The sequence below is a fragment of the Streptomyces sp. NPDC031100 genome, from assembly GCF_055570785.1.
Window position 1 is genome coordinate 473,135 of the sequence record NZ_JBVIGN010000005.1, and the last position, 13,441, is coordinate 486,575.

At 71.3% G+C, this 13,441-nt stretch carries 9 protein-coding genes; 2 read left to right on the forward strand and 7 right to left on the reverse strand.

The window, feature by feature from the left end; all coding sequences use genetic code 11:
- Positions 1–567: 567 nt before the first annotated feature.
- The 6 genes from ACZ5DS_RS18025 to ACZ5DS_RS18050 form a co-directional block, all read right to left on the reverse strand.
- A complete protein-coding gene (locus ACZ5DS_RS18025) occupies positions 568–1,134 on the reverse strand; it encodes a hypothetical protein (protein WP_468239230.1) in 567 nt (188 codons plus the stop codon).
- A complete protein-coding gene (locus ACZ5DS_RS18030; protein ID WP_468239234.1) occupies positions 1,119–2,252 on the reverse strand; it encodes a ParA family protein in 1,134 nt (377 codons plus the stop codon). The genes ACZ5DS_RS18025 and ACZ5DS_RS18030 overlap by 16 nt, the downstream gene beginning before the upstream one ends.
- 412 nt (positions 2,253–2,664) lie before the next feature.
- Complete coding sequence (gene ald / locus ACZ5DS_RS18035; RefSeq protein ID WP_468239237.1) at positions 2,665–3,789, reverse strand: alanine dehydrogenase; 1,125 nt, start codon at positions 3,787–3,789, stop codon at positions 2,665–2,667.
- Between the two features lie 139 nt (positions 3,790–3,928).
- Positions 3,929–5,995 (reverse strand): NB-ARC domain-containing protein, encoded by a 2,067-nt coding sequence (locus ACZ5DS_RS18040; protein WP_468239240.1) that lies wholly within the window; start codon positions 5,993–5,995, stop codon positions 3,929–3,931.
- 162 nt (positions 5,996–6,157) lie between these two features.
- Positions 6,158–6,784: an NUDIX domain-containing protein gene (locus ACZ5DS_RS18045; RefSeq protein WP_468239243.1), complete on the reverse strand. Its 627-nt coding sequence runs from the start codon at positions 6,782–6,784 to the stop codon at positions 6,158–6,160.
- A 113-nt stretch (positions 6,785–6,897) separates the two neighbouring features.
- A complete protein-coding gene (locus tag ACZ5DS_RS18050; RefSeq protein ID WP_468239246.1) occupies positions 6,898–8,547 on the reverse strand; it encodes a CTP synthase in 1,650 nt (549 codons plus the stop codon).
- A 531-nt stretch (positions 8,548–9,078) separates the two neighbouring features.
- Between ACZ5DS_RS18050 and ACZ5DS_RS18055 the strand changes: the two genes are divergently transcribed.
- A complete protein-coding gene (locus ACZ5DS_RS18055) occupies positions 9,079–10,881 on the forward strand; it encodes a glycoside hydrolase family 15 protein (RefSeq protein WP_468239313.1) in 1,803 nt (600 codons plus the stop codon).
- A gap of 61 nt (positions 10,882–10,942) precedes the next feature.
- Here ACZ5DS_RS18055 and ACZ5DS_RS18060 read toward each other — a convergent pair whose 3' ends face one another.
- Entirely contained in the window at positions 10,943–11,866 is a 924-nt protein-coding gene (locus tag ACZ5DS_RS18060; protein ID WP_468239249.1) for a LysR family transcriptional regulator, read from the reverse strand.
- Positions 11,867–12,053: 187 nt separating this feature from the next.
- On the opposite strand from ACZ5DS_RS18060, the gene ACZ5DS_RS18065 reads away from it, so the two are divergent.
- Entirely contained in the window at positions 12,054–13,436 is a 1,383-nt protein-coding gene (locus ACZ5DS_RS18065) for an FAD-binding protein (RefSeq protein WP_468239251.1), read from the forward strand.
- The last annotated feature ends 5 nt before the right edge of the window (positions 13,437–13,441 follow it).

The window sequence follows — 13,441 nt, forward strand, 5'->3', positions numbered from 1 at the left end:
CCCACGACCCCGGCTCTCGTCCGCCCTCCGGCCCCGGCCCGGACGACGACTCGGACCCGCCCCCGGCCCACGACCCCGGCTCTCGTCCGCCCTCCGGCTCCGACCCGGTCGGCCGCTCAGGCGCCATCCGCCGACCCGCCTCCAGCACGGCCTCCGGCCGCGGCCCGGACGACAACTCGGACCCACCCCCGGCCCACGACCCCGGCTCTCCTGCGCCCTCCGGCTCCGCCTCGGACGACGGCTCGGGCACGTCTTCAGCCCGCAGCCCCGGCTCTTCTTCGGCCTCCGGCCCCAGCGCGTCGACCGGCGCCGGACCGCGCTCCGGTGTCGCCACCTGGTGGGGCAGTGGTGCGGGCTCCGGGGCTGTGGATGCCGGACGTTCCCCGGGCGGGGTCGTCGGTGCCGGGGATGTCGTGACCGGTGGGGTGGCGGCCTCGGGCGGGTCGACCCGCGAAGCCCCTGGTCCCCGTCCGAGCGCACGCCTGCGGCCGGCGCCTGGGCCGGGGGCGGGTGCGTCGTTCGAGGTCATGGCCGTCGCAGGCTATCGCTTACCGCCCGCGAGGCCGACTACCGACCCCGCAGCCGCCGTACCAGGATGCTCGCGTCCCCCCGGGACTCCAGGTCGGCCAGGACCACGGCGACCGCCTCGCGGACGATGCGGCCGCGGTCGACGGCGAGGCCGTGCTCGCCGCGGAGCACGAGTCGCGCGTGCTCCAGGTCCATCAGCTCCTCGGCCGAGACGTACACGGTGATCTTCTCGTCGTGCCGCTCACGCCCGCTGGGCCGCCGGTTGGCCGCGCGCCCTCGCTTGCGGGGCTGTGCGGCCGCCGCGGCGGAAGAGGCGGCAGAAGAACCTTCCTGCGGCGCCTGCCGCCGGGCCGGCCGGGTGCGGGACTCGCCGGCCTCGGCCGGTTCCGCCTCCGCCGCGACATGCTCCGCGCCCGCGCCGTCACCGCCCTGGACGGGCACGGACGGCGGCACGTCCTCGGCGGCCGCGTCGTCGCTCTCCCCCGCGGGAGCCGGCACCCGGGCCTCACCGTTGGCCCCGCGCCGGGGAGTCGACGGCTGCAGCGCCATCCCCCCTGTCGTACGGAAGAGTTCGTCGGCCCCGGGCAGACTCACTCGGCGTGACACCGGGCGAGCACCTCCCTGGCGAGCTGGCGGTAGGCGGCGGCACCGACGGAGTTGGAGGCGTACGTGGTGATCGGCTCACCGGCGACCGTGGTCTCCGGGAAGCGGACCGTGCGGCCGATGACCGTGTGGTAGACGTGGTCGTCGAACGCCTCGACCACACGGGCCAGTACCTCGCGGCTGTGGACCGTGCGCGAGTCGTACATCGTGGCGAGGATGCCGTCCAGTTCCAGCTCGGGGTTGAGCCGCTCCTGGACCTTCTCGATGGTCTCGGTGAGCAGCGCGACACCGCGGAGGGCGAAGAACTCGCACTCCAGGGGGACGATCACCTTGTGGGCGGCGGTCAGCGCGTTCACCGTGAGCAGGCCGAGCGAGGGCTGGCAGTCGATCACGATGTAGTCGTAGTCGGGCAGCAGCGGCTTGAGGGCACGCTGGAGGGTCGACTCGCGCGCGACCTCGGAGACCAGCTGGACCTCGGCGGCCGACAGGTCGATGTTGGAGGGCAGCAGGTCCATGTTGGGGACCGCCGTCTTCAGCAGGACCTCGTCCGCGGACATGCCCCGCTCCATGAGCAGGTTGTAGACGGTGAGGTCGAGCTCCATCGGGTTGACGCCGAGACCCACCGACAGCGCGCCCTGCGGGTCGAAGTCCACGAGCAGCACGCGCCGGCCGTACTCCGCGAGCGCGGCACCCAGGTTGATGGTCGACGTCGTCTTGCCGACGCCGCCCTTCTGGTTGCACATCGCGATGATCTTCGCGGGGCCGTGGTCGGTCAGCGGGCCCGGGATCGGGAAGTACGGCAGCGGGCGTCCGGTCGGACCGATGCGCTCACGGCGCTGGCGGGCCGCGTCGGGCGCCAGCGTGGCCGCGTACTCCGGATCGGGCTCGTACTCGGCGTCGGGGTCGTAGAAGTGCCCCTCGGGCAGTTCGTCGTAGTCGGCGAAGTGGTTGTGGGGCGCGCCACTTCCGTCGCCGGCCATGGCGTTCACGTGATGGCCATCCATGCTCTGGTGTGCTGTCCGGGCGGTCTTGGGACCCGGACTCTGGTGGGCTGCGAAGGTGCGCACAGCTACGGAGCCGACAGCCTCGAATCCCGCGGGGCCCTGGCCCCGTACAGGCATTCCTGGTTGACCACCCCCGGGAGAAAATGTCGACTCATTCACAAGTCGTCTTACCTCCTTGGTGACCAGGGAACTTCTAGACAAGGTCAGCGTGGCACCATGCCGACGGTTGGCGACTCTATGGCGTGTCGGCGGTCCGCAGCAACACAATCCGCCGGACCCGGCAGGATGTGTCGGCAATGAAACATCCCGCTGTCAAGGGCGTACGGCCGTCGCACAGCAGGTTTCACCGGTGTGCGAATCGGTCGAAGGGTTACGTTCGAGGCGAGTTGCCCGAGAGTCGCCAAGTGACCATACACACATCCGGCCGGACCTTGTCGGGCAAGGTCCGGCCGGGTGCGCAGTGTTGACGAGCTGTGTTGACGAATCGCCTTTTGCCTGACGGCGACTTGGCGACTCACCAGGGCGAAGGTCAGCCGAGCAGGGTCTCGAGCTCCACGTGCTCCAGGCCGTGCGCCTCGGCGACCTCCTTGTAAACGACCTTGCCGTCATGGGTGTTCAGACCCTTGGCGAGCGCGGCGTCGCGGCGCAGCGCCTCGACCCAGCCGTTGTTGGCCAGCGAGACGATGTACGGCAGCGTGGCGTTGGTGAGGGCGTTGGTGGAGGTGTTCGGCACCGCGCCGGGCATGTTGGCGACGCAGTAGAAGACCGAGTTGTGCACGCGGAAGGTCGGCTCGGCGTGCGTGGTGGGACGCGAGTCCTCGAAGCAGCCGCCCTGGTCGATCGCGATGTCGACAAGGACACTTCCGGGCTTCATGCGGGACACCAGCTCGTTGGTGACCAGCTTCGGGGCCTTGGCGCCCGGGATGAGGACCGCGCCGATGACGAGGTCGGCGTCGATGACGGCCTTCTCCAGCTCGAAGGAGTTGGACATGACGGCCTTGACCTTCGTACCGAAGATCTTGTCGGCCTCGCGCAGCTTGTTGATGTCGCGGTCCAGCAGGGTGACCTCGAAGCCCATGCCGATGGCGATCTGGGTGGCGTTCCAGCCGGAGACGCCGCCGCCGATGACGACGGCCTTGGCCGGGGTGACGCCCGGGACGCCGCCCGGCAGCACGCCGCGGCCGCCGACCGGGGCCATCAGGTGGTACGCGCCGACCTGCGGGGCCAGGCGGCCCGCGACCTCGGACATCGGGGCGAGCAGCGGCAGTGCGCGGTTCGGCAGCTCGACCGTCTCGTAGGCGATGGCCGTGGTGCCGGACTCGATGAGCGCGTCCGTGCACTCCTTGGAGGCGGCCAGGTGCAGGTAGGTGAAGAGGATCTGGTCCTTGCGGAGGCGGTGGTACTCCTCGGCGATGGGCTCCTTGACCTTCAGCAGCAGGTCGGCGGCGGCCCAGACCTCGTCCGCCGTCTCCAGGATCTCGGCGCCGGCGGCCACGTACTCGGTGTCCGTGATCGAGGAGCCGAGGCCTGCGCCCCGCTCGATGACGACCTGGTGGCCGTTGCGCACCAGCTCGTGCACACCGGCAGGGGTGATGGCCACCCGGAACTCGTTGTTCTTGACCTCGCGGGGGATGCCGACCTTCACGTCGATCACGGTCCTTGGCTCAGAGGGTATGGGGGGTGCGTTACAAGACATACCCAGGCATGCAGGGGCATACCGGGAGACACCGCAGGAGAACGTGCGGCAGAGCCAGTTTAATGAAGGTGTTCCGACTGTCTAGCCTTTCATTGCATCAATCTTCGCGGGATGCACTACGGATTTCGCAGGCCTCCGTGGCCTGTTCCGGACTGGCGTCGTCCTCCTGGCGTTCCTCGCCCAGCATGCGCTCGGCCGCCGCGCGGTGCAGGTGGGCGGCCGTCGGGTCACCGAGTCGGTCCAGGGTGTCGGCCAGCCGGAGCTGCAGCGCCGCCTGCAACCGGACGTCGTCGGCACGCCGTGCCCACTCCACCGCCTCCTGGCAGGTGCGCAGCGATTCCTCGGGCCGTCCCGCGTACTCCTGGACCCGGGCGAGTTCGCTCAACGCCCGCGCATGCGCGGCGACATCGCCCTCCTTGCGGTACCCGGTGGCGGCCGCCCGCCAGTTCCTCAGCGCCTCGCCGTAGCGGCCCGCGTAGGTGTGCGCGGTGGCGATACGGCCGTACAAGCGGGCAGCCTCCACGCGCTCGCCCCGGGCCAGCCGCTCGGTGAGGGCCCGGCCGAACCAGTCGGCGGCCCGGTCGTAGTCCGCCAGCTCCAGATGGGCGCCGCCTACGGATTCCATCGCGCGACGGGTCGCGTACGGGTCATTTGCTTCGCGTCCGGCGTCCAGTGCGGCCCGGTAGCGGGCCAGCGCGGCCAGGGTACGGCCGGTCTGTGCGTCCAGATCGCCCAGGTTCAGCAGGGCCGCGGCCTTCTCCCGGTGCAGTCCGCGCCGCTCGGCGACGTCGAGGACCAGGCCGTGGACGCCGTACAGGTCGGCGGCCGCCGCCTGGGTGCCGAAGTGCGCCGCCATGGCCCTGACCAGCTGGGACATCAGCCGCCGTGCGAGCGTGTCCAGCTCTCCGTCGGCCACGGCCAGGCGGGCGGCGGCCAGCAGCGCCGGCCGGCGCACGTCCAGCCACTCGGCGGCGGCGCGCGGGCTGGGGAAGCGGAGCGCCGGGGGCGTCTCCTGGAGCTTCTCCCGGGCCTGCGGGCTGTCCGTCTCGGTGATCGCCCGGCACGACTGGAGCAGCCGAACCGTCCGCTCCAGCATGCGGGCCCGGGCGAGCTGCAGCTCCGCGGGGCGTTCCCGGCTCTCGGCGAGGGCGCGCAGCAGGGGGTGCAGACAGCCGGGGACGTCGTACTCGGGCAGCGGGGAGTCCGCCGCGCGCAGCAGGCCGAGGGCGACGAACTCGTCCAGGGCGGCGCGGGCGGCGCCCACCGAGCAGCCGGCCAGGGCCGAGGCGGTGTGCGGTTCGATCAGGCCGGCCGGGGCCAGCGAGAGCAGTCGCAGTATCCGGGCGGCGGGGCCCGGCAGCTGGTCGTGGACGAGCTTGAAGACGCGGGCGAGCGGGCTGCCGTCGGCGCCGTCGTCGGTGTCGGCGTGCATCCGCTTGGCGAGATCGGAGACGGCCGCCTGGGGCCGGGCGGCGAGCCAGCCGCCGGCCAGGGTGAGCGCGGCCGGATGGCCCTGGCACGCCTCGGCCAGGGTCTCGGCTGAGCGCGGGTCGACGGTGATGCGGACCGCACCGGTGTAGCGGGTGAGGAGCTCCACCGCCGACTTGGTGTCGAGGCCGCCCAGGGTGCAGGGGCGGACGTCCGCGATGCCGGTGAGCGGGCCGCCGGAGACGGCCACCACCAGGCAGTCCGGGGTGTCCGGCAGCAGCGCGTCGACCTGCTCGGCACCGGCCGCGTCGTCCAGCAGGAGCAGGGCGCGCCGGTCGGCGAGGGCCGCGCGCAGGGAGTCGGTCAGGTCGTCCTCGGCGGCCCCGGCGGGTGCCTGCACATCCAGGGCGCAGAGCAGTTCGCGGACGGTGCGCTCGACCGGTACGGGGGTGCCGTCGTGCTCGCTGAGCCGGGCCCGCAGCACTCCGTCGGGGTAACCCTCGGCGACCCGGCGGACGAGTTCCTCGGCGAGGGCGGTCCGGCCGGAGCCGGGGCGGCCCGCGATGAGGAGAACACGCGCGCGAGGGGCCTTGCGGCCGGAGAGGGTGTCCAGGCCCGCGCGCTCGATGTCGGCGCGCAGATCCTTCAACTCCCGTGTGCGGCCCAGGAATCGGTCCGCCGTGGCCGGGTGCGCGGACAGTCGCACCCCGTCTGTGTCCACCGCCTGATCCGTCACGGGCCACGCTCCCGTCCCACCGCACGTGCAAGCCCGTCGGATCTTCCGGTACGGGCGTTTGCAGAGCCTAGTTCACGCTCTGCGACGTTCCCGGTGGAGCGTGGCGGACACGTCCCCTGATCGGATCAGGCGATCGTCACACCAATGCGCGAACGGGTGAGTTCAGGACTCGAAGGGGCGCGCGGGCCAGGGCGCGCCGGCCGGGCGCAGGGCGTCGAGACCGTCCCCGCCACGGGCCGCCACCAGGGACAGGACGCCCACGACGAGGCAGTTGTTGTGCACGTCACCGGCGAGCACCAGGCGCACCAGCTCGTCGACCGGCACGCGCGCGTACTCCATGTCGGTCTCCTCGTGCTCCGTCTCGAAGCGCTCCCCTTCGGCCTCGGACAGATCGCGGGCGAGAAAGATCCGTACGGCCTCGTCGCAGCCGCCGGGGGTGGTGTACACGTCGGTCAGCACCCGCCAGTCCTCGGCCTTGACGTGCGCCTCCTCGTACAGCTCGCGCTGGGCGGCGTGCAGCGGGTTCTCGCCGGGCACGTCGAGCAGGCCGGCCGGGATCTCCCACAGCTTCTGCCGCACCGGATGGCGGTACTGGCGGATCAGCAGGACGCGGTCCTCCTCGTCGAGGGCGAGGACGGCGACCGAGCCGGGGTGCACCTGGTAGTCGCGGCGGACCACGGAGCCGTCGGGCATGACCACGTCGTCCGTGCGCACGGAGGTCTTGTTGCCCACGAAGGGGGTCTCCGTCGCGCGGATCTCCCACTCCTCGGGGGTGTCCTTGATCGTCATGCCCTGTCCTTCCCCACACGCTTTTGAACAGACCGGCCGAAAAGACCGGCCGAAGTGAAACCGGGGTGCCCACCTTTGAAGGTAAGCACCCCGGCCACCGTACAACTGGTGTGTTACTTGGAATTCTTCCGCTCGACGGCGGCCTTCACGAGGCCGGCGAACAGCGGGTGCGGACGGGTCGGCCGCGAGCGCAGCTCGGGGTGCGCCTGCGTGGCGACCAGGTAGGGGTGGACGTCGCGCGGGTACTCGACGTACTCGACGAGCTTGCCGTCCGGGGAGGTGCCGGAGAACAGGATGCCGGCCTTCTTCTCCAGCTCCGCGCGGTAGCCGTTGTTCACCTCGTAGCGGTGACGGTGCCGCTCCTCGACGTACTCCTTGCCGTCGTACACCTCGCGCACGATGGAGCCCTCGGCCAGCTTCGCCGGGTACATGCCGAGCCGCATGGTGCCGCCCATGTCGCCCTCACCGGCGACGATGTCCATCTGCTCGGCCATGGTGGAGATGACCGGGTGGCCGGTGGCCGGGTCGAACTCGGTGGAGTTGGCGTCCGGGATGTCGGCCAGGTTGCGCGCGGCCTCGATCACGATGCACTGCAGGCCCAGGCAGAGGCCGAGCAGCGGGATCTTGTTCTCACGGGCGTAGCGGATGGCGCCGACCTTGCCGAGCACACCGCGGTCGCCGAAGCCGCCCGGGATGCAGATGCCGTCCACGTCGGCGAGCTGGGCCTTGGCGCCGGCCGGGGTCTTGCAGTCGTCCGAGGTGACCCACTTGATCTTGACGCGGGCCTTGTTGGCGAAGCCGCCGGCGCGCAGCGCCTCGGTGACCGACAGGTAGGCGTCGGGCAGGTCGATGTACTTGCCGACCAGGGCGAGGGTGATCTCGTGGTCGGGGTTGTGGACGCGGTCGAGCAGGTCGTCCCAGGTCGTCCACTCCACGTCGCGGAAGGGCAGGTCCAGTTTGCGCACGACGTAGGCGTCCAGGCCCTCGGAGTGCACGACCTTCGGGATGTCGTAGATCGAGCGGGCGTCCGGGCAGGCGACCACGGCGGCCTCGTCGACGTCGCACATCAGCGAGATCTTGCGCTTGATCGCGGTCGGGACCTCGCGGTCGCAGCGCAGCACGATCGCGTCCGGCTGGATACCGATGTTGCGCAGCGCGGCGACGGAGTGCTGGGTCGGCTTGGTCTTCAGCTCGCCGGAGGGGCCGATGTAGGGCAGCAGCGAGATGTGCACGACGAAGACGTTGTCCCGGCCGACCTCGTGGCGGACCTGGCGGACCGTCTCCAGGAACGGCAGCGACTCGATGTCGCCGACCGTGCCGCCGACCTCGGTGATGACGACGTCCACCTCGTCGGTGGCCATGCGCCGGATGCGGTGCTTGATCTCGTTGGTGATGTGCGGGATGACCTGCACGGTGTCGCCCAGGTACTCGCCGCGCCGCTCCTTGGCGATCACCGTCGAGTAGACCTGACCGGTGGTGACGTTGGCGGAACCGTCCAGGTCGCGGTCGAGGAAGCGCTCGTAGTGGCCGATGTCCAGGTCGGTCTCGGCGCCGTCGTTGGTGACGAACACCTCACCGTGCTGGAAGGGGTTCATCGTGCCCGGGTCGACGTTGAGGTACGGGTCGAGCTTCTGCATCACGACACGCAGGCCGCGGGCCTTGAGCAGCATGCCCAGGCTGGAGGCGGTGAGGCCCTTGCCGAGCGAGGAGGCGACACCCCCGGTGACGAAGATGTGCTTGGTCGTCGTAGATTTCGGCGGCATGGCCAAGAGGGGGCTCCCGTGGTCGCTGTCTGTGATGCGGTGCGGTCCGCCCGGAGATTTCCGGAGGCGCCGTCGCTGCGGTTCGGGGGTTTTTCGCCCACCGGTCCACGGGCTACCAGCGTAACAGCGCTGAAGCGGGATGGCTTCCGGCCACGCTCCGCACTCGCACCGACACGGCATGCCCCGCCACATGCGTCGACACGGCACGCACCAGTCACACGGTTCTTACCCGCCGCTCACTCTTTCGGCTCACACGGGTTGCCCGGAGCGGCACGCAGATCATCTACGTGCGTCGTATCCTGCTCGGACACTCACTGCCGAGCCCGGCCGGAAACGACGGCAACACCCCCGCCTGCATCACCCGGAACAATGAGAGCGCGGCAGTTCGTTGAGCAGAGACTGTCGTGTTGCCTCAGGGCTCGGCGGGCTGCTTTGCTTCACCGCTCAACGACGCACAACAACGACCCCTTGACCGCACTAGCGACAGCCCCCCTGCGCGGGGGTGACGTGGCCGTTCGACTGGAGTTGCACGTGGCCGGGCGCATCGAAGACTACGCACTCATCGGAGACATGCAGACCGCGGCACTGGTCTGCCGGGACGGCACAGTCGACTGGCTGTGCCTGCCCCGCTTCGACTCGCATGCCATCTTCGCCGGCCTGCTGGGCACCGAGGAGCACGGCTTCTGGCGGCTCGGCCCGGCGCACGCGGCCGACGCACAGCCGCCCACGGCCGCCCGGCGCAGCTACCGCGGCGACTCGCTGATCCTGGAGTCCGAGTGGGACACCCCGCGCGGCACGGTGCGCGTGATGGACTTCATGCCTCCGCGTGACGGCGCCCCGCAGCTGATCCGGATCGTGGAAGGCGTCACCGGCCGGGTGCCGATGCGCTCGGCGCTCAGGATGCGGTTCTCCTACGGCCGGGTGGTGCCCTGGGTGCACAAGCACGAGGGCCGGACGGTGGCGGTCGCCGGTCCCGACTCGGTGTGGTTCGACACGCAGGCCGAGACGTACGGCAAGGCGCTGACGACCTACGCCGACTTCACGGTCGCCCCGGGTGACCGGATCGCGTTCACGATCTCGTGGGAGCCCTCGCACAAGCAGCCGCCCGCGCTGCCGGAGCCGGAGCAGTCGCTGCAGGCGACGGAGGACTTCTGGCGCGAGTGGGTGGAGCACTGTACGTACCACGGCCCGTACCGCGAGGCGGTGGTCCGCTCGCTGATCACCCTCAAGGCGCTGACGTACGCCCCCACGGGCGGCATCGTGGCGGCTCCCACCACCTCGCTGCCCGAGGACATCGGCGGCGTCCGCAACTGGGACTACCGCTACACCTGGCTGCGGGACGCGGCGATCACCCTGTCCTCGCTGCTGCGCACGGGCTACCGCGAGGAGGCCCGCGCCTGGCGCGAGTGGCTGCTGCGCGCGGTCGCGGGCGACCCGGAGAACCTGCAGATCATGTACGGCATCGCGGGCGAGCGCGAGCTGGGCGAGGCCGAGCTGGACTGGCTGCCGGGGTACGAGGACTCCGTTCCGGTCCGGGTCGGCAACGGCGCGGCGCACCAGCTCCAGCTGGACGTCTACGGTGAGGTCACCGAGGCCCTGCACCTGGCGCACATGACCGGTCTGGCCCGCAGCGACTACGCCTCCCTGCTCCAGCTGAAGCTGATCCGCTACCTCGAGGACCACTGGCACGAGCCGGACGAGGGCATCTGGGAGGTGCGCGGGCCGCGCCGGCAGTTCGTGCACTCGAAGGTGATGGCCTGGGTGGCCGTGGACCGCACCATCAAGCTGATCGAGTCCGGTGACGTGGACGGCCCGCTGGAGCGCTGGAAGGACCTGCGCGAGGACATCCACCGGGAGGTGTGCGAGAAGGGCTACGACAAGGAGCGCAACACCTTCACCCAGTACTACGGCTCCAGGGAGCTGGACGCCTCGCTGCTGCTGATCCCGCAGATGGGCTTCCTGCCCCCGGACGACAAGCGGGTGATCGGCACGATCGAGGCGATCCAGCGCGAGCTGTCCACCCCGGACGGGTTCATCCTGCGCTACCCGACCGAGGGCGACCGTGAGGGTGTCGACGGCCTGCCGGGCGACGAGGGCGCCTTCCTGGCCTGCTCGTTCTGGATGGCGGACGACCTGGCGATGATCGGCCGGGTGGACGAGGCCCGCAAGCTGTTCGAGAAGCTCCTCGCGCTGCGCAACGACCTCGGTCTGCTCGCCGAGGAGTGGGACCCGCGGCTGCAGCGCCAGGTCGGCAACTTCCCGCAGGCCTTCAGCCACGTTCCGCTGATCGACACCGCACTGCGGCTGACTGCGTCGGGTGCCTACGGCGGCTGAGCGCACACCGGGATCCGGACCGGCCGCGTGCGACCGGTCCGTGCTCCGTCAGCGTCCTGAATCAGCTCCGGTACGGGTCCCCGGCGGGCAGCCAGGTGTCCGGGCCGTGGATCGGCAGGTCGCCGACGCCGTCGCAGAGGGCGTCGACGACGGCGAGGACGGCGCTGCGGGTCTCGGAGCGGCGCCAGGTCAGGGACCAGGTCCAGTGGATCCGGGGTGCGGCGACGGGGCGTTTCACGAGGTCGGGGGGCAGCGGGGTGGTCTGGCCCTTGGGTGAGTTGACGACCGGGCGGCCGCTGCGGCGCACGTGGTCGAAGAAGGCGTGGCCGGTGATGCCGCCGTCGGCGATGTGCACCGGCTGTGCGCCGGTGTCCCGCGCCAGTTCCTCGGCGTAGGCGTTCCAGGACGACCACGACGTGGTGTCGTCGTCCAGGAGGACGGCGGTGTCCCGGACGGGTACGTCGCTCGTGTCCGTGCCGGTGGCGACGGCGTACAGCCGGTCGGCGCCGAGGAGCCGTGCGGACAGGCCGCGCTCCTCCAGGTCGTCGGTGCGCACCCAGCACACCGCGAGGTCCGGGCTGCCGTCGGCGACCCGGGCGGCCTGGGTGTGCGAGGGGGCGACCCATGCGTCGATGTGGACCTGGGCCACGGCGGAGGTGCGGGCGGTCAGGTCCGCGGGGAGCCAGTTGACGTAGCCGAGGCGTACCGGTGCGGATCCGGAGAGCCGGCGGGCGCGCCGCTGAAGGTCGTCGGCCCGTTCCAGCAGGGCCCGGGTGTGCGGGAGCAGGGCCGCGCCCGCTGCCGTGAGGGACACCGAGCGGCGATCGCGGTCGAACAGGCGGACCCCCAGGTCGCGTTCGAGCGACTTGATCTGCTGGGACAGGGAGGGCCCGGCGATCAGGAGCCGCTCGGCCGCCCGGCCGAAGTGCAGTTCCTCGGCCACCGCGACGAAGTAGCGAAGTTGGCGCAGCTCCACGCCCGTCATGCTACGTCGGTGAGAGGCCACGCCTCCCAGAACGCGAGTTCCTGGTCGAGATCACCACCGCTGTTCCCGATGGCACCAGCCAGGACGAGGTCGTCCCCGGGGCAGGGGCCCGCAACGCGCCCGGCCGAGCGTGCCCTCCTAGGCTGGACCTTGACAACAGCCCCTGTTCCGGAAGGGGGCGGCGGCCATGGCTTCCCATTCCAAGGCGGGTGCGGCCCTCGCCGCGCTGCGCGAGGATCTGGTCGGCGACGTGTTCGCCCCGGGAGATGCGGGCTACGACGAGGCGCGTGCCGTCTTCAACGGAATGATCGACAAGCGTCCGGCGGTGATCGCGCAGTGCGCGGACGCGACCGACGTGGTCCGGGCGGTGCGCTTCGGGCGGGAGCTGGACCTGCACGTCGCGGTGCGCGGCGGCGGGCACAGCGTGGCCGGTACCGCCCTGGGGGACGGCGCGCTCGTGGTGGACCTGCGCCGGATGCACCGGGTGACCGTGGACCCGGCCGCCGAGGCGGTCCGGATCGAGGGCGGGGCCACGATGAGCCATCTGGACCGGGCGACCCAGCCGTACGGCCTCGCGACCACCGGCGGCCGGGCCTCGACCACCGGCGTCGGCGGCTTCGTGCTGGGCGGCGGCACCGGCTGGCTGGACCGCGCCTTCGGCCTCGCCGTGGACAACCTCATCGGAGTGGAGCTGGTGACCGCCGACGCCGACCAGGTGCGCGCGAACGCCGACGAGAACCCCGACCTGTTCTGGGCCCTGCACGGGGGCGGCGGCAACTTCGGCATCGCCACCGCGCTCACCCTGGAGCTGCACGAGCTACCGGAGTTCGCCATCGCCCTGCTGCTGTACCCGCCGGAGGCCGGCCCGGACGCGGTCCGCACCTTCCGTGGGGTCATCCGCACCGGCCCCGACGAGCTGGGCGGCGCGGTGCTGTACATCACCGGCCCGCCCGAGGAGTTCGTACCGGAGCACATGGTCGGCAAGCTCGTGTGCGCGGTGCTGGTGACGTACGCGGGCGGCGAGGAGGAGCTGCGAGGGCTCGCCGAGCCGCTGCTGGCGCTGCCGCACGCCGGAGAGCTGGTCGGCGCGATGCCGTACGCGGACGTGCAGTGCATGTTCGACGATCCACCGGGGATGCGGAACTACTGGTCGGCCGAGTACCTGACCGGTCTGCCGGACGAGGCCGTGGACGTCTTCTGCGCCCGCGCGGACGGCATGCCGGTGCCCACCCCCACCCGGCACTTCCTGTTCCCGCAGGGCGGGGCGATCGCAGCCGGTCCGCACGGGTACCCGGTGCCGTGCCGGTGCGCCCCCTGGGCGGTGCATCCCTACGGCATCTGGGAGGACCCGGCCGACGACGAACGGGCGGTCGCCTGGGTACGGAACGTGCGCGCCGCCGTCCGGCCGTGGGGCATCGACGCCGTCTACCTCAACTTCATCGGCGACGAGGGCGCCGAGCGGGTGCGGGCGGGACTGGGCGCCGGGAACCTGCTGCGGCTGGAGAAGGTGAAGCGGGCGTACGACCCCGACAACGTGTTCCGCTTCAACCACAACATCCAGCCGATCTAGTGGCG

Bases quoted from the DNA above. Each gene is read 5' to 3' on its own strand.
- ACZ5DS_RS18065 (WP_468239251.1), top strand. From the start codon at position 12,054: ATGGCTTCCCATTCCAAGGCGGGTGCGGCCCTCGCCGCGCTGCGCGAG.
- ACZ5DS_RS18060 (WP_468239249.1), bottom strand. From the start codon at position 11,866: ATGACGGGCGTGGAGCTGCGCCAACTTCGCTACTTCGTCGCGGTGGCC.
- ACZ5DS_RS18050 (WP_468239246.1), bottom strand. From the start codon at position 8,547: ATGCCGCCGAAATCTACGACGACCAAGCACATCTTCGTCACCGGGGGT.
- ACZ5DS_RS18030 (WP_468239234.1), bottom strand. From the start codon at position 2,252: ATGCCTGTACGGGGCCAGGGCCCCGCGGGATTCGAGGCTGTCGGCTCC.
- ACZ5DS_RS18045 (WP_468239243.1), bottom strand. From the start codon at position 6,784: ATGACGATCAAGGACACCCCCGAGGAGTGGGAGATCCGCGCGACGGAG.